The sequence below is a fragment of the Streptomyces sp. NPDC002156 genome, from assembly GCF_053593675.1.
Window position 1 is genome coordinate 20,471 of record NZ_JBSFDA010000050.1, and the last position, 15,854, is coordinate 36,324.

The window sequence follows — 15,854 nt, forward strand, 5'->3', positions numbered from 1 at the left end:
GACCGGCTTCCACGACATCGGCCTCACACCCACACGAGGGATGAAGAACGAGGATGAACGGTAGAGCCCGCAAGCGAGTTCGCACGTTACGCCGCCGTGTCGCCCTGGCCTCGGCCGCGGTCATGATCGGCACCCTTCTGCAGGCCGTGACACAGGCCGAAGGCATCGCCGCTGACCGAGGCACTGGCCGTCCGGACCTGCCGGCGTCCGAGAAGCCGGTCGCCGTCACGCCTGTCGCGATCACCCCGCGCCCGACCGCGAAGAGCCCCCGCACCCCGCAGGAAGCTCCACGGGCCACTTGGCCGAAGGCTGCCTCGGCGACCGTCGAACTCAACGAGCGTTCCTCGTCCGTCGTACGTGCGAAGGGCCTGCCCCTGTCCGTGGGCAGCGCAAGGACGAACACGGTCGACGGCACCACGGTCGAGGCCCGCTTCTACGACCGAGGGGCAGCTCGGCGCGCAGGCTCGGACGGCCCACTGTTCACCCTGAAGCCCTCGAAACCACTGAAGACCAGGGCCGCCGTAAGCACCCGACTCGACTACTCCTCCTTCGCCGGGGCGTTCGGCGGCGGGTACGCCGCCCGGCTGCGCCTCGTCGAACTGCCCGCGTGCGCGCTGACCACACCGGCCCAGGCCAAGTGTCGTGCTGCCAAGCCCGTCGAGACCGTCAACGACACCGAGCGACAGACCCTCACCGCTCCCAGCGTCTCCTTGCGCACCTCCGGAGCCACCGTCCTGGCGGCCGTCGCCGACGACGCCGGCATGGGCGGCGACTACAAGGCGACCCCCCTTTCCCCTTCAGCCGCATGGAGCACGAGCCTCAACACCGGTGACTTCTCCTGGCAGTACGACATGGGAGTGCCGGACGTCCCGGGCGGGCTGACGCCGAGCGTGGGAATGTCGTACTCCTCGGGCTCGATCGACGGCCGGACCGGCAACAGCAACAACCAGGCCTCGTGGGCGGGCGACGGCTTCGACATATGGCCGGGGTCGATCGAGCGCCGCTACAAGTCGTGTGCCGACGACGGAGTGGAGAACGCCGACGGTGGCAGGCCCGGCGATCTGTGCTGGGCCTACGACAACGCGTTCATCTCGTTCAACGGCAAGGGCGGCGAGCTGGTGCCGAACGGCACCAACGCCTTCAAACTGAAGAACGACGACGGTACGAAGGTCGAGCGGAAATACGGCTCGACCACTGACGTGCGTGCCAACAAGGCCCGCGACGACGAGTACTGGAAGGTCACCACCCCCGACGGGACCCAGTACTACTTCGGCTACAACCGGCTGCCGGGCTGGGTGGACGGCAAGGAGGCCACCGACTCCACCTGGACCGTTCCGGTCTTCGGCAACAACGCCGACGAACCCTGCCACGCCTCGACGTTCGCCGCCTCCTGGTGCGAGCAGGGGTGGCGCTGGAACCTCGACTATGTCGTCGATCCACACGGCAACGCGATCGCGTACTACTACGACAAAGAGCTCAACTCCTACGGCCGCAACCTCAAGGCAGAAGACAGCACCCGATACACGCGCGGCGGCTCCCTCGACCGGATCGAGTACGGGCTGAAGTCCACCACCATGTACTCGGCGCAGGCACTGGCCAAGGTCGACTTCACCAGCGGCGAGCGCTGCCTGCCGAACGCGCAGACCACCTGCTCGTCCATCGGCAGCGACGCCTTCTACTGGTACGACACCCCGTGGGACCTGAACTGCGACGAGGGCGCGACCTGCGACAAGGGGCGGCTCTCCCCGGTGTTCTTCACCCGGAAGCTGCTCAGTTCGGTCAAGACCCAGGTGCTGAAGTCCGGTTCCTACGCCGACGTCGACTCCTGGCAGCTCGCCCACCGCTGGGGCATGGCCGACATCGACTACCAGTTGGAGCTGGACTCCATCCAGCGCACCGGCCACACCGCCACCCCCGCGGTCACCCTGCCGAAGACCACGTTCTCCTACGTCCAGCTCGACAACCGCCTGGACAGGACCGGTGACGGCTTCGCCCCGTTCACCAAGGACCGGCTGGCCACCGTCATGGACGAGGCGGGCGGTGCGATCTACGTCAGCTACTCGGCCCCGCAGTGCGACTTCGACGCGCTGCCGACCCCGCAGACCAACACCACACGCTGCTTCCCGCAGTACATCGGTGGTACCCCCACCGACGATCCCGACCTGCACTGGTTCAACAAGTACGTCACCTCCAAGGTCAGTCTGGGCGACCGCACCGGCAGTTCACCGGAGCAGGTCACGTTCTACGACTACCTGGGCGGTGCGGCCTGGCACTACGACGACGATGACGGGCTGTCGAAGGAGAAGTCCAAGACCTGGTCGCAGTGGCGCGGCTACGACCACGTCCGGGTGGTGACCGGAGGCCCAGAAGGACCGTCGGCGCTGCGCACGCAGGCGGACAGCTATTTCCTGCGGGGCATGGACGGCGACCGCAAGGCGCCGAGCGGCGGCACGAAGGAGGTCAGCGTCGCCCTGGGCGCGGGTGAGGGCGCCGCCCTCACCGACCACGACTCGGCCGCCGGATTCCTCTACAAGACCGTCAGCTACTCCGGACCCGGCGGCAACGTCCTGGCCAAGACCGTCAACCGGCCGTGGCACCACCAGACCGCGAGCAAGGTACGTGACTGGGGCACGGTCACCGCCAACCTCACCGGCACCGACCAGACCAGGACCTGGACCTCGCTGGACAACGGGGCCGGCGACAGGTGGCGTACGAGCACGGCGGACAACAGCTTCGAGACCACGGCCGGACGGATCACCCAGACCAACGACCTCGGGGACGACTCCACTTCGGCCGACGACAAGTGCACCCGCACCACCTACCCGGCCGCCGGGGCGATCCTCTCCCTGCCTTCCCGGGCCGAGTCGGTGGCCAAGGCGTGCGGTGCCACGACCGACCGTGCCAAGGACGTCATCTCCGACGTCCGAACCGCCTACGACGGTCTCGCCTACGACGCGGCGCCCACCAGGGGCGACCCGAGGGCGACCGCCATGCTCAAGTCCCACGACGGCACCACCGCCACGTACACGGAGACCAGCGCCACCTACGACGCGTACGGCCGCAAGCTCACCAGCAACGACCTGAGCGGAACCGTGACCGTCAAGTCCGGCGCCCTGACCCGCACGGACCGCACCGACGGCCGTACCGCCACGACGGCCTACACCCCAACCACGGGCTTCCCCACCTCCGCCAAGGTCACCACGCCACCCGTGACGCCCGGTGACAGTGCCACCGCGCAGACCTCCTCCTCCACCAACGACCCACTGCGCGGCGTGCCGCTGACCCAGACCGACACCAACGGCAAGGTCACCAACTTCGCGTACGACGCACTGGGCCGCACGGCCAAGGTGTGGCTCGCCAACCGGGGAACCGGCGACGTCCCCACGTACGAGTACACCTACACCCTCGGGGACAGGCAGCCGATCGCCGTCGGTACCAAGACCCTCGGCAACAACGGCGCCCAGATCACCTCGTACGTCCTCTACGACGGTTTCCTGCGCCCTCGTCAGACGCAGGACCCCGGTCCGGAGGGCGGAATGCTGCTCTCCGACGTCCTCTACGACGAACGCGGCCTGACGGCCCAGGAGTTCCTGCCCTACCACGTGCTGAAGAAGCCGTCCACGACGCTGTACAAGCCGCTGGACGCGCAGGATGTGGAGATCCAGAACCGCTACGCATACGACGGACTGGGCCGGCAGACCGAGCACCGGCAGATCCTCGGCAACGGTGACGGCGGCAGGGTCCTCAACACCACGAGGACGATCTACGGCGGCGACCGGACCACGGTCATCCCGCCGGTCGGCGGCACCGCCACCACGACGCTGACGGACGCCCGCGGCCAGACCACCGAACTGCGCCAGCACCACCAGCGCACTGCCGACTCCGCGTACGACACCACGAAGTACGGCTTCTCGCAGAGCGGAGCGGTGTCCAAGGTCACGGACCCGGCGGGCAACGAGTGGACGTACGAGTACGACCTGCTCGGCCAGCTCAAGCGGGCCAAGGACCCGGACAAGGGTGAACTCAAGTACTTCTACGACGACCGCGGCCTGCTCACCTCCACCGTGGACGCCCACAACACGCTCGCGTACGCCTATGACGGCCTCGGCCGCAAGACCGAACTGAGGTCCGGGTCAGCGACTGGCCCCCTGCGCGCCAAGTGGACGTACGACACGATCAGCGGCGCCAAGGGGCACATAGCCGAGTCCACCCGCTACACCGACGACGGCCAGGCCTACACCTCGAAGGTCGTCGCGTACGACCGCCTCTACCGGCCGCTGCGTACTTCCGTCACCATCCCGGACACCGAGGCGAACAAGGGGCTGGCCGGAACGTACGTCTCGACCACCGAGTACACGGAGTCCGGCCTGATCGGCGGCGTCGGCCTGCCCAAGGCCGGAGCCCTCGCAGGCAACTCGGTCGGCTACAAGTACGAGGACGACACATTGCGGCCGATCCTCGTGGACGGCCTCGATGGCATCAAGTCCTCGGTCAACTACACCCTCACCGGTGATCCGCTCCAGTACGAACTGTCCAACGCGGGCGGCAAGTTCGTCTGGATCACCAACGAGTACGAGCCCGGTACCCGGCGGCTTGCCCTCAGCCGAGTGAACCGTCAGGACGTCGCGGGCGTCGACCAGGCTTCCAGCTTCCGGTACGACGAGACCGGCAACGTCCTCTCCGTCTCGGACACCTCCCGCTCCGGCACGGACACCCAGTGCTTCGACTACGACTACCTGCGCCGGCTGACGGAAGCGTGGACCCAGTCCACGGGCACCTGCGCGAGCGCACCCGGCGCGTCCGTACTCGGCGGCCCGGCGCCGTACTGGCAGTCGTACACCTACGACAAGATCGGCAACCGGCGCACCGAGGTCGAGCACGACGTCACGGGCGATGCCTCGAAGAACGTCTCCAGCACGTACGACTACCCGGTGCCGGGCGCGAACGTGGTCCAGCCGCACGCCCTGAAAGCGGTCACCCGGACCGGCCCCGGCGTCGTCGCGGGCGACAGCTTCACCTACGACGCGACCGGCAACACCAAGACCCGGACGCTGGGCAGCGGCACCACCCAGGACCTCGTCTACGACGCCGAGGGCCGGTTGGCAAAGGTCACGGAGCCGGTCGAGGGCGGATCCCCGAAAATCACGGAGTACGTCTACGACGCCGACGGCAACCGCCTGATCGCCCGCACCCCGACCGAGACCACGGCCTACCTGGGCGCGACCGAGATCTCGGTGGCGAAGGGCACGACAACTCCCAAGGCCACCCGCTACATCGCCCTCGGCGGCGGCCACCAAGCGGTCCAGGACAACAATGGCAAGGTCTCCTTCACGACCGCCGACCACCACGGCACCGGGCTCCTCGCCATCGACGCCGCCACCCAGCAGCTCAGCCAACGCCGCGCCTCGCCCTTCGGCGGCACACGGGGCCCCGAGCCTGCGTCCTGGCCCGGCACGAAAGGCTTCGTCGGCGGGACGAACGACGCCTCAACGGGCCTGACCCACCTGGGCGCCCGCGAGTACGACCCGTCCACGGGCCGTTTCCTGTCGGTCGACCCGCTGATGGACCTGACCGACCCGCAGCAGATCAACGGCTACAACTACGGGAACAACAACCCGCTCACCTTCATGGATCCGTTGGGGACGGAGCCGGGTGTCAGCGGCGACGGGGGGTGCTCGTACGACCTTGACAGCTGCGATCAGGCGACGCAGGACGCCGTCGGTTACGACCCGGCGACGGGTACGGCGGATCCGGCGCGGGCGAAGAAGCCGGGGAAGAAGAGCACTACTCAGGACGACCCTGCGACGGCGGTCAATGTCAGCCAGAAGGACGACGGCTACGTCTATGTCGAGGACCAACGGATCCCGAGCGCCCGCGAACTGGAGGCGCATTACCCCCAGTACGACGAGGACAAGCGACTCAAAGTCTGGGCACAGGAGGACATGTGCCGCACCGCCGCACAGCAGGCTGGGCGTTTCTGCGGAGCCGCCGAGGCTCTCGGACTGGTCGTATACGGACAGAGCCCCTTCGAGAAGCTGGTCACCTTGATTGTGGTCAGCCTGGTTGCCCCGGATGTCGCCGCCTGGAAGAGCTGCCTGAGCGGCGACAGCGTCAAGAGCTGCGGCTCTGCGGCGCTGGACCTGCCGCTGGCGAGGGTGTTCAAGGGAGCGAAGGTTCTCAAGGGCTGCAATAGCTTCGTGCCCGGTACCGAAGTACTGATGGCGGACGGCACCACGAAGCCCATCGAGGACGTCCGGATCGGCGACAAGGTTCTGGCGACTGACCCGAAGACCGGCAAGACGGTGGTCAAGACGGTCACTGCCGAGATCACGGGCAAGGGCTGGAAGCGTCTGGTCAAGGTGACCATCGACGTCGATGGTGACAAGGGCACCAAGACTGCTTCGGTCACGGCGACCGGTGGACACCCTTTCTGGGTTCGGGAGCTGGGTGAGTGGATCGATGCCACGGAATTGAGGGCGGGCGAGCGGCTGAGCACGAGTGTCGGTGCATATGTGCGGATCGTTGCTGTCAAGCAGTGGAACGTGCTGTCAGAGACAGTTCACAACCTGACTGTCAGTGACGTGCACACGTACTATGTGCTGGCGGGGCAGACTTCAGTCCTGGTCCATAATTCTCGCGCTGGAAACTTGTGTCCGCACCCAGACGCGGAAGGGCCCCATACGACGTTCCGTCGCGACGGAACGACTGGTGAGATCGACCACTATGAATCCTATGACCGACCGTCAGACCCCCGGGATCCGAGGCCGTTTGTCCCGACGAAACGAGTCGACGTGAAGGGTAAACCTCACTACGACAAGAAGACTAAGACCAGAGTTCCGACACCGCACGTAAATCTTCCGGATGGATCGGCAATCCCCGCGGAGCCCTGGGAAATCCCTAGAAGGAACCCATGAATTCGGCCTTGAAGGTTCTCCAGCAGTGGTACGCATCCGCCTGTGACGGAGACTGGGAGCACTCATACGGCGTTCGAATCGAAACAACCGACAATCCTGGCTGGATCCTCGCTGTCGACTTGGTCCGAACTTCGCTTTACGGTCGCACGTGCGAGAGTGAAGATCAATGCAGTGATGGGTCCTGGATGTCGGCAAAGAGTGACGGAACCGAGTTTGTGGCAGCATGTGATCCAGGATCATTGGAGAGGGTAATCGAATATTTCATCGAATTCTCTGCTCCTGGGTCAATAAAGTAGCGACGATCTCAGGCGCCCGTCAGTACCATGGCGGGCGCCCGAGTTTCCAATCTCCACAGGACTTTCGTAGCTGTTCAGGTGCTCCGGCCTGGGGTTTCTCTCAGGCCGGTGAAGTCATTCGTCCTATTTTGGGGCAGCTTCCAGGTTTGTAGAGTTAATTCCGCGATCCGCTCACAGTGTCGTGACCTGCAGAGGTGGCCGATGCAGGGGGCTGAATAGTTACGGATTTTCTGCCTCTGTGCGAGTGAGGCTAAATAGCTGAGCGCCCTGGAGAGGGCTGCTAAAGGAGTTATCGATGGATAATCCGATGGAGTATCCAAAAATTAAATCCTGGGCGGATGAGTGGGGGGGCGTAGATTATATAGATTATGTAAAACGCAATGGCGACCTGGCATTGCTAGTCGCATTTTCTCGAATCTTCTGGCCTCGCTTTGTCGAGGTGGGGGGCTGCGTGCTGTGGGATCGTGCGTATGAGGAGTCGAACTTTAATGTCTGGCAGGAGAGCCTCTCTGGTGATTCCAGAAGAATTGAGGTGACGCTGAATCAGTTGAGAGTTTGGCAGGTTGTCGAATCAGGGGATATGAGTGAAGATCGGCAGGCGCTAGAATTTATTGCCGCATGTATTGCGAAAACTTGGAGAGCTGCTTTGCGTGCCGAATTCCCTGACCGATCTTTCGACGTCCGGGTCATCAACTCCGAGGATGGGCCCATCGTTACTTTCTCTTCTGGTTCGCAATAGATCTACGGCTCGGTCATCCGATGTGCCGGGCGGTTTTCGGGAGGGAGCCCTTCTCTTGCAAGCACGACGATCAGTGGAAGCAGAGCCACTATGGCCAATTCCAAGGGTTTTGTCGCCAGGGCCATCGATGGGAACATAAATACCGTGATGACTAATGTGGACCAGGCCTACATCAACCGCCTCCAAGGAGGGCGCTGATCGTGGCTGACGTCAGAGTCACTTACGATCAGAAGGCGGATGCGGCGTACGTTTACTTCGCCGATCCGAAGAAGCACCTGAATGTGGCACGCATGTATCCCTGCGATCCGATCGATGTCGGTGGCATGATCAACCTCGACTTCGACGAGAGCGGGCGCCTGGTTGGTATCGAGGTGTTGGCGGCCAGTTCAAAGCTGCCCCAATACTTGCTCGACGTAGCGGAGCGACTCGATATCGAGGGTTCATGAACGGTGCCAACAGATTCGAATCAATTAAGTGTCGCGTGAATGAAGTTCTCCAACGTGCAATGCCTGGGAATTCAAAGGCTCCATTCGCGCGAAACTAGGGGTTCCAGGCGGTTAGTACTGCAGTATTAGTTCGAAGGTGCAACCGACGTGTGGCGCCATCTGGCGCGACTCGATTTTCGGATAGATCTGCCTGAATTCAGGAGTGCAAGTGAAAAACCGCTGCCGCATTACTTTATGTAGCTCGCTGCTGGTTACTTTTGCGTTGCTGGCCACCGGATGTTCGTCTCCGGAGGACCATGTGGCTGGCAGCTCGATTCGCCCGGCGTCATCGAGTCCCGCTGCCTCCCCCGAACCCCGCGCGCTCACTCAGGCCGAGTTGGAGGCCGCCAGGCTGACCGAAGGCGACGCGGCCCGTTATGTGATCTTTCTGGGAGACGAGACGGTGGCGGATCTGGAAGAGGTGAAAGTCGACGTCGCGCCCGCTGTGTGCCTACCTGCTGCCGAGGTGCTCTTCCGCGGACGAGGGAAGGGGCTGACTGGGTATGCGAGTTCAACCGTGAGCGAGCCCAAGGAATTTACCCCGACCGTTGACGTAAAGCTGACCAGCTATCCCGCTGATAAGGCTGAACAGGTTTTCTCCATGATGGAGAGGTCTCTTCCGGAGTGCAGGTCGTTCGTCTTCCGTTCGGCGTACGGAGAAGCGATTCGCGCGCAGCTCGTGACTAAAGGAATGTCGGGCCTGGGTGACGAGGCCATTAACATGGAAATGTTGTACGCGGCTGATGGGGTTGAGTCCTTTACTTCGTATGTTCTTGTGCGCACGGGCGGTATCATCTCTTACTTCCGTGCTCACAGTTCGATGGAAAGTTCCTTACCGGAGGGGAAGAAAGAGAAATTCAGGGCGGAAGTCCAGGATGATGCCGTCTCACGGCAAGTAGCCAAGGTGGATTCCGCTCTGCGGGCGGGGCCGGCAGTTTGACCGCTGTAGGGGTTCTCCGCGGTGGTGCGATTCTGTGCGTTCTCATGGCGACGGCCCCAGTCGCCCCCGGTGGTGAGGGCTTTCGCGTGGCTCAGGTGGGCAGATTTCCGCCTTTGACGGAGTCGACGAAAGATGACCATGCAGCTGCGACGAAGATGACGGCAGGGCCGTGCGGGTTTTTGGAATCACGGACCGGAACGCCATCGGAGTGGCCGTCTGATATTTCGATGCAGCCGCCTGCCGAATTCTCGCTGTAACTGGACTTTCGCCATTTAGGTAGAGTCGATGCATTAGGAATCGTATTCAACTTCATACTCTTTCAGATATTTACGGATCAGGTCGAGTGATTCATCGTCCGTGAGGGCGAGAGTGCGTGCCGTGTCGAACTTCTGCGTCAGCTCCAGAACCCTTCGCGGGGACTCTACCGGCTCACCGGAATCGAAGCTCTCGACTACGGCGATGGTTGTGCCGTCCGGCAGGGTGTGCAAGGTAAGGCTTCCCCCGAGGATGGGGTGCGCCCCTTTGGTGAAAGGTAGTACCTGTACGGTCACGTGCGGGCGGGATGCGAGCCGCAGCAGATGCTTTATCTGCTCAATCATGCACGAGATGCCACCGATTGGGCGCTTAAGTGCCGACTCATCCATAATCCCCCAATAGTAAGGGGGTTCCTTGCGCTCCAGGATTCGCTGTCGCTTCACGCGAACGGCGACACGGTCATCAATCTGCTCATCGGACTCTCCTAGCAAGACTCTCCGGAATGCTGCCCGTGAATATTCCGGGATCTGAAGAAGCCCTGGGACGACGCTGCTGTTGAAGACCTGGATGCGCTGGGCTTCGGGCTCCTTGTCGATGGCCTTGCGGCTGTAGTCCGGAATCAAGGTGTCGTGCGCCAGTTCCAGCAACTCCGCCAGCACTCCGTCGGCCTCGAAGAACTCGTCCAGCGTGTTGACCAGCGCCTCCGAAGGCAACTGCTCCCCAAGCTCCACGCGCCCCAAGTAGCTGTGCGAGTAGCCGCCCACGCGTTCGGATAGCTGACGTAGTGACAGGTCCTTGCGTTCTCGGAGTCGTCGCACCCGTCTGCCGAGCCTGACTCGTGGCGTGAGCTTGGCGTCTTCGCTGTTCAGCTCCACTCCGTCGACCCTCTCTTCGTGCCAACTTGCTGTCACTCAAGGGCGTTCGGTGACAGTCCAAGCATGTACCCGACCGGCCCCATCGGTCATGTTGGTGACGGTTGGAGCACAGTGCGTAGCTACCCGCCTGATCGGGATGCGCACACACGAGGCGTGAGGTGTACGGAGTGACCATGACGCAACACACGGACGAACAGCCCCCTGAGCGCGGGGCGTTGGTCTACGACCCGGTGGCGTGCAAGGCGGGGGAGTACCAGGACAGGGCGGGGCCGTACGTGATGCTGCGCCCCGTGGGCGGGGGCCGGGAGTGGCAGGCCGACCCGGCGTTGATTCGCCCGGCGACCCCGGCGGAGCGGCTCAGTGCCGAGGTCAAGGCGGCCAACGAGCGTGCCGGGCGGGCGCTGTGAGCACGCCGGGCTCCGATGTGAGCCGTCCGCCCGTTCCGGTCGCCGACTGTGCGACGTGCGCCGAACTCGCCGAGTGCCGTGCAGCGGCGCGTGCGGTGTTCGACCGCAGCGCGGAGACGGACGCCAACGTGTTGATGCGTCAGCACCAGCGGCAGGCTCACGAGAGTCAGGACCACTCCGTGCCTATCCGGCGGACGTTCCGGTACGTGCCGTTCACGATCGTGCAGGACGCGACGGCCGAGCCGGAGTACGCGACGCGTTGCGTCTCGGGGGGTGAGTCCGAGTGTGGCGCCGAATCCGGTGTGCGGGGGCATCCAGCGGATGTTGAGGAGTGGCAGCGCAGGCACACGCAGGAGACTCGGCACGAGCGGTACCGGCGTACGTTCGCGGATTACGCGGTCATGGAACCGCCGGACGGAGTCCCTTCCGGACTTCCGGCCGGCCTCGAACCGGCACGTGTCGCGCGGGCGTGTACGTCATGAGGTGACCGTGTGGCTGACTGGTGCCGACGACCGACGATGCGTGCTGGGCCGAGGATTGAGGCGCTGTGCGGGCCCACGCCAGCCTGAGGAGCCACACCGTACAGACGTCCCCTGAGCCCGGCGATCCCGGCGCAACCTCCACAGCAGGCCCACCAGGTTGACATGGCTCATTCACGCAACGTCCACATCTGGCGCGTGTGAGCGACAGGATTCGGCCATTGACTCTGTCCGCGCGGTGCCCTCCGGTACGGCGTGGGGAGAGTCGTTTCCGTTTTCTGAGGGGCGTACGTGGTGTCCACGCAGGAGGGTTCCGGCAGACCGGAGTCCGACAGACCCGTGCCTCGGCGGCTGCACACCGCCAGGGGGTTCGGTGACCGGGTCTTCCGGATCCAGTTGACGGCCACCGGGGTTGTCGTCCTGGCCGTGATGGCGGCCGTGGGGTTGTTCCTGCTGCTCAGGGCGGGGCAGGCGCTGCATGCCCGGGGCCCGGCGTTCCTCACAACGGCCGCCTGGCAGCCGGACGTTCACAACTTCGGCATCGCGGCCGTGCTCACCGGCACCCTGCTGATCGCCCTCGTTGCCGTCACCATCTCCGTACCGCTTGCGGTGGGAACGGCCCTGTTCATCTCCGACGTCGCCCCGCGCGGACTGCGCCGCACGCTCGTCAGCATGGTCGACCTGATGGCCGCCGTACCGTCGGTGGTGTACGGACTCTGGGGGCTGTTCTTCCTTCAGCAGCACGTCATCGGGCTGTCGCGCTGGCTGTCCGACTGGTTCGGCTGGATACCGCTGTTCACGGTGGACGGTATTCAGCCAGGCGACCCGCTCGCCTCCGACAGCGTGTACACGGCGTCCACCTTCGTCGCCGGGATCGTCGTCGCGCTCATGGTCGCGCCGATCCAGTGCTCGGTCATGCGCGAGGTCTTCTCCCAGGCACCGGCGGGCGAACGGGAGGGCGCCTACGCGCTCGGCGCCACCCGGTGGGGCATGATCCGCTCGGTCGTGCTGCCGTACGGCAAGGGCGGGATCATCGGCGGCACGATGCTGGGGCTGGGCCGGGCGCTCGGCGAGACCATCGCCGTCTATCTGATCATTTCGCCGGTCTTCACCATCCAGCCGCACATCCTGCAGACCGGCTCGAACTCGGTCTCCTCACTGATCGCCCTGCACTACGGAGACTCCTCCGAGTTCGGCATGTCGGCGCTGATGGCGGCGGGCCTGGCGCTGTTCCTGCTCACCCTGGCGGTCAACTTCACCGCGTCCTCGGTCGCGGCGCGGTCGCGCTCGGGCGCACAGAGCGAGGCATGAGATGACAGTCGTAGAGGAAACCTTCGTCGAGGCCGCCGAGCCTGTCGTGCCCGAACCTGTGTCTGTCCCTGCCCCTGAACAGCCGCGCCGCATAGGTGGCGTGAGCCGTACCGCCGTACTGTCCCTCACCGGCGCCGCGGCCTCCGCGCTGTGCGTCACGATCCTCCTGTTCGGTGAACTGGCCCCGTTCTCAGGGGCGTTGGGCTTCGCCGTCACCGCCTACGTCGTCTTCCTCACCGTCTACGCGGTGCTGACCGGGTTCGAGGAGGACGGGCAGGCCGTACGGGACCGGGTGATGACGGTCGTGCTGTGGACGGCGGCCTCGCTGCTGTTCTCCGCGCTCGCCCTGGTCGTGGGCTTCACCGCCTGGCGCGGCAAGGACGCCCTGCCGCACGGCAACTTCTTCACGCAGGACATGCAGGCGGCGGGCCCGCTCGACCCGTTGACGATGGGCGGTATCGCCCACGCGATGGCCGGCACGCTGATCATGATGGCGATCGCGCTGACGATCACGGTCCCGCTCGGGCTGGCCTGCGCCGTCTACCTCAACCAGATCCCCGGGCGCTTCTCCCGCTTCGTCCGCACGATCGTCGAGGCGATGACCGCGCTGCCGTCGATCGTGGCCGGCCTGATGGTGTACGCCGTCTGGATCCTCGGCCTCGGCATGCAGAAGTCGGGCCTCGCGGCCGGGTTCGCGATCAGCGTGATGATGCTGCCGATCGTGATCCGGGCCTCGGACGTGGTGCTGCGCCTGGTGCCGGGCACCCTCACGGAGGCGGCGGAGGCGCTGGGCGCACCACGCTGGCGCACGGTGTGGCACGTGGTCCTGCCCACCGCCCGCTCGGGCCTCGCGACCGCAGTCATCCTGGGCACGGCACGCGGCATCGGCGAGACGTCCCCCGTCCTCCTGACCGCAGGCTTCACAGCGGCCCTCAACGCGGACCCGACGTCCGGCCCGATGGTGTCCCTCCCCCTGGCGGTCTTCAACTTCGTCAAGTCCCCGCAACCGGAGATGATCGCGAGGGGCTTCGGCGCGGCGGCGGTCCTGATGACGATGGTCCTGGTCCTGTTCGTGATCGCCCGAGTGATCGGCGGCCGAGGCCCCGGCCACCAAACCCGCAGCCAGTCCCGCAAAACGGCCCGAGCATCGCGCCGAGACGTAGCCCGCTTCGCCGAACTGCACGAGCCTGCGCCCAAGCCCGGCCTGTCTCTGTTCGACACCCCCGCCCCTGACCCGGCCGCAGCCGCCGACGGCGAGCACGCCCCACAGGGGCCACCCGCACCCGACGACGAAAGCAGCACGGGTGGTGCGGGTGGGATCAACAACCCGGCCGAAGGCCGGGAAACCACCCCCCGACCCGCACCCGCAGACGCACCGGCCCCCGGAGAGACCGACTGATGCCCAGCCACCTCACCACCGCTCTCCGGCGCCTGCGCACGCCGAGGAAGGCGGCAACCCTCGCCGTCCTGCTCGGCATGGTCGCCGCCCTCCTCGCCGGACCGGCGGCGCCACCCGCCGTCGCCGAGAGCTACACCCCCGTCGCCGGAGCCGGCTCCACCTGGGCGGAGAACGCCATCGAGCAGTGGCGCAAGGCCGTCAACCAGTACGGCATGCGCATCAGTTACGCGGGGAGCGGTTCCTCCGACGGGCGGCGGCAGTTCCTCAGCGGGACCGTCGACTTCGCCGTGTCCGACATTCCCTTCCAGACCAACCCCACCGACGGCTCCGCCGCCGAACGCCCCTCCTCCGGCAGCTACGCCTACATGCCGATCGTCGCCGGCGGCACCTCGTTCATGTACCACCTCACCGTCAACGGCAGAAAGGTCACCAACCTCCGCCTCTCCGGAGACGTGGTCACCAAGATCTTCACCGGCGTCGTCAAGTACTGGGACGACCCCGTCGTCAAGGCCGACAACCCGGGGCTCCAGCTCCCGCACCGTGCCGTCGTCCCCGTCGTCCGCTCCGACGGCTCCGGCTCCACCGCCCAGTTCACGATGTGGATGGCCAACCAGCACCCCTCGCTGTGGAAGGCGTACTGCGCCAAGGTCGGCCGCTCGGGCGCCTGCGGCCAGACCTCGTACTACCCGACCGTCTCCGGCATGATCGCCCAGTCCGGCGACCCGGGCGTGGCCGGATACGTGGCCCAGAACTACGGTGAGGGCGCGATCGGGTACGTCAACTACTCGTACGCCGTCAACGAGGGCTATCCCGTCGCCAAGGTCCTCAACCACGCGGGCTACTACACCGAGCCCACCCCGAAGAACGTCGCCGTCTCGCTCCTCAAGGCGAAGATCAACACCAACAAGGCCTCCGCCGACTACCTCACGCAGAAGCTCGAAGGCGTCTACAACGACACCGACAGGCGCAACTACCCGCTGTCCAGCTACTCGTACATGATCCTGCCGCTCAAGGTGCAGGGCACCTTCACCAAGGACAAGGGCAAGACGCTCGGCGCCTTCTCCTACTACTTCATGTGCCAGGGCCAGCAACAGGCGCCCAAACTCGGCTACTCACCCCTGCCCATCAACCTGGTCCAGGCCGGCTTCGACCAGATCCGCCGCATCCCCGGTGTGAAGGCGCAGAACATCAACATCAAGGGCTGCAACAACCCCACGTTCAGCACCGACGGCCACAACAAGCTCGCCGAGACCGCCCCTTACCCGGCCGCCTGCGACAAGAAGGGAGCCCCGCCCTGCACCACGGGCAGCGGCGGCGCCAAGCCGGCCTCCGGATCGGGCGGTTCGGGCGGTACGTCGTCGGGGGGCGCGTCCGGCGGTACGGCCTCCGGCGGCACCGCGTCCGGCGGAACCACCGGCGGCTCGGCGACCGGCGGCAGCGCGACGGGCGGCACCGCGGCGAGCGGGGGCGGCACCGGGCAGCCGTCTGTCGACCCCGACACCGGGCAGGCCCTGACCACGGGCGGCAGCACGGCCACCGGCACGGGAACCGGCACCGGCGGCACCGCGGTAGACGGCACCGTCGCCCTGGCCCAGCCGGTCGCCGTCGCCGGACGCGGCGGCTGGACCGGCACCCAGACCCTGATGCTCCTCGCCGCCCTGCTCATCCTCGGGCTGGTCCTGCTGCCGTCCGCAGTGGCCCGGGCCCTCGGCGCGAACCGCGATACCACGGACGGGAGTTCGCGATGAAGGCGA

12 protein-coding genes are annotated in these 15,854 nt (G+C 65.6%); 10 read left to right on the plus strand and 2 right to left on the minus strand.

Going from position 1 to position 15,854, the window contains the following annotated elements; genetic code table 11:
- The first annotated feature begins 53 nt into the window (after positions 1 to 53).
- The 5 genes from ACWCRB_RS21365 to ACWCRB_RS21385 all read left to right on the plus strand — a co-directional run bounded on the left by ACWCRB_RS21365 (position 54) and on the right by ACWCRB_RS21385 (position 9,374).
- Entirely contained in the window at positions 54 to 6,914 is a 6,861-nt protein-coding gene (locus ACWCRB_RS21365) for a polymorphic toxin-type HINT domain-containing protein (RefSeq protein WP_450997528.1), read from the plus strand.
- Positions 6,911 to 7,210, plus strand: a complete 300-nt coding sequence (locus ACWCRB_RS21370; RefSeq protein WP_450997529.1) for an immunity 53 family protein — start codon at positions 6,911 to 6,913, stop codon at positions 7,208 to 7,210. Before ACWCRB_RS21365 ends, ACWCRB_RS21370 begins: the two co-directional genes overlap by 4 nt.
- A 295-nt stretch (positions 7,211 to 7,505) precedes the next feature.
- Positions 7,506 to 7,949, plus strand: coding sequence for a hypothetical protein (locus ACWCRB_RS21375; protein ID WP_450997530.1), 444 nt, complete (start codon positions 7,506 to 7,508; stop codon positions 7,947 to 7,949).
- A 200-nt stretch (positions 7,950 to 8,149) separates the two neighbouring features.
- On the plus strand, positions 8,150 to 8,395 hold the full coding sequence (locus ACWCRB_RS21380) for a DUF2283 domain-containing protein (RefSeq protein ID WP_450997531.1): 246 nt from the start codon (positions 8,150 to 8,152) through the stop codon (positions 8,393 to 8,395).
- 208 nt (positions 8,396 to 8,603) lie between these two features.
- Positions 8,604 to 9,374 carry a hypothetical protein gene (locus ACWCRB_RS21385; RefSeq protein WP_450997532.1) on the plus strand — a complete coding sequence of 257 codons (771 nt, stop codon included), beginning with the start codon at positions 8,604 to 8,606 and terminating at the stop codon, positions 9,372 to 9,374.
- Positions 9,375 to 9,465: 91 nt separating this feature from the next.
- On the opposite strand, the gene ACWCRB_RS21390 is transcribed toward ACWCRB_RS21385, so the two are convergent.
- The gene (locus ACWCRB_RS21390; RefSeq protein ID WP_450997533.1) at positions 9,466 to 9,687 is read right to left on the minus strand and encodes a DUF397 domain-containing protein; all 222 of its coding nucleotides are present in this window, start codon (positions 9,685 to 9,687) and stop codon (positions 9,466 to 9,468) included.
- A complete protein-coding gene (locus ACWCRB_RS21395; RefSeq protein WP_450997534.1) occupies positions 9,665 to 10,504 on the minus strand; it encodes a DUF5753 domain-containing protein in 840 nt (279 codons plus the stop codon). Before ACWCRB_RS21395 ends, ACWCRB_RS21390 begins: the two co-directional genes overlap by 23 nt.
- 173 nt (positions 10,505 to 10,677) lie before the next feature.
- Between ACWCRB_RS21395 and ACWCRB_RS21400 the strand changes: the two genes are divergently transcribed.
- From ACWCRB_RS21400 to ACWCRB_RS21420, 5 genes are all read left to right on the plus strand, one after another.
- Positions 10,678 to 10,911: a hypothetical protein gene (locus tag ACWCRB_RS21400; protein ID WP_450997535.1), complete on the plus strand. Its 234-nt coding sequence runs from the start codon at positions 10,678 to 10,680 to the stop codon at positions 10,909 to 10,911.
- On the plus strand, positions 10,908 to 11,393 hold the full coding sequence (locus tag ACWCRB_RS21405; RefSeq protein WP_450997536.1) for a DUF7848 domain-containing protein: 486 nt from the start codon (positions 10,908 to 10,910) through the stop codon (positions 11,391 to 11,393). Before ACWCRB_RS21400 ends, ACWCRB_RS21405 begins: the two co-directional genes overlap by 4 nt.
- Before the next feature lie 291 nt (positions 11,394 to 11,684).
- The gene (gene pstC, locus ACWCRB_RS21410; RefSeq protein ID WP_450997537.1) at positions 11,685 to 12,701 is read left to right on the plus strand and encodes a phosphate ABC transporter permease subunit PstC; all 1,017 of its coding nucleotides are present in this window, start codon (positions 11,685 to 11,687) and stop codon (positions 12,699 to 12,701) included.
- A 100-nt stretch (positions 12,702 to 12,801) separates the two neighbouring features.
- Positions 12,802 to 14,100, plus strand: coding sequence for a phosphate ABC transporter permease PstA (pstA, locus tag ACWCRB_RS21415; RefSeq protein ID WP_450997538.1), 1,299 nt, complete (start codon positions 12,802 to 12,804; stop codon positions 14,098 to 14,100).
- Positions 14,100 to 15,848 (plus strand): phosphate ABC transporter substrate-binding protein PstS, encoded by a 1,749-nt coding sequence (locus tag ACWCRB_RS21420; protein WP_450997539.1) that lies wholly within the window; start codon positions 14,100 to 14,102, stop codon positions 15,846 to 15,848. The genes pstA and ACWCRB_RS21420 overlap by 1 nt, the downstream gene beginning before the upstream one ends.
- The last annotated feature ends 6 nt before the right edge of the window (positions 15,849 to 15,854 follow it).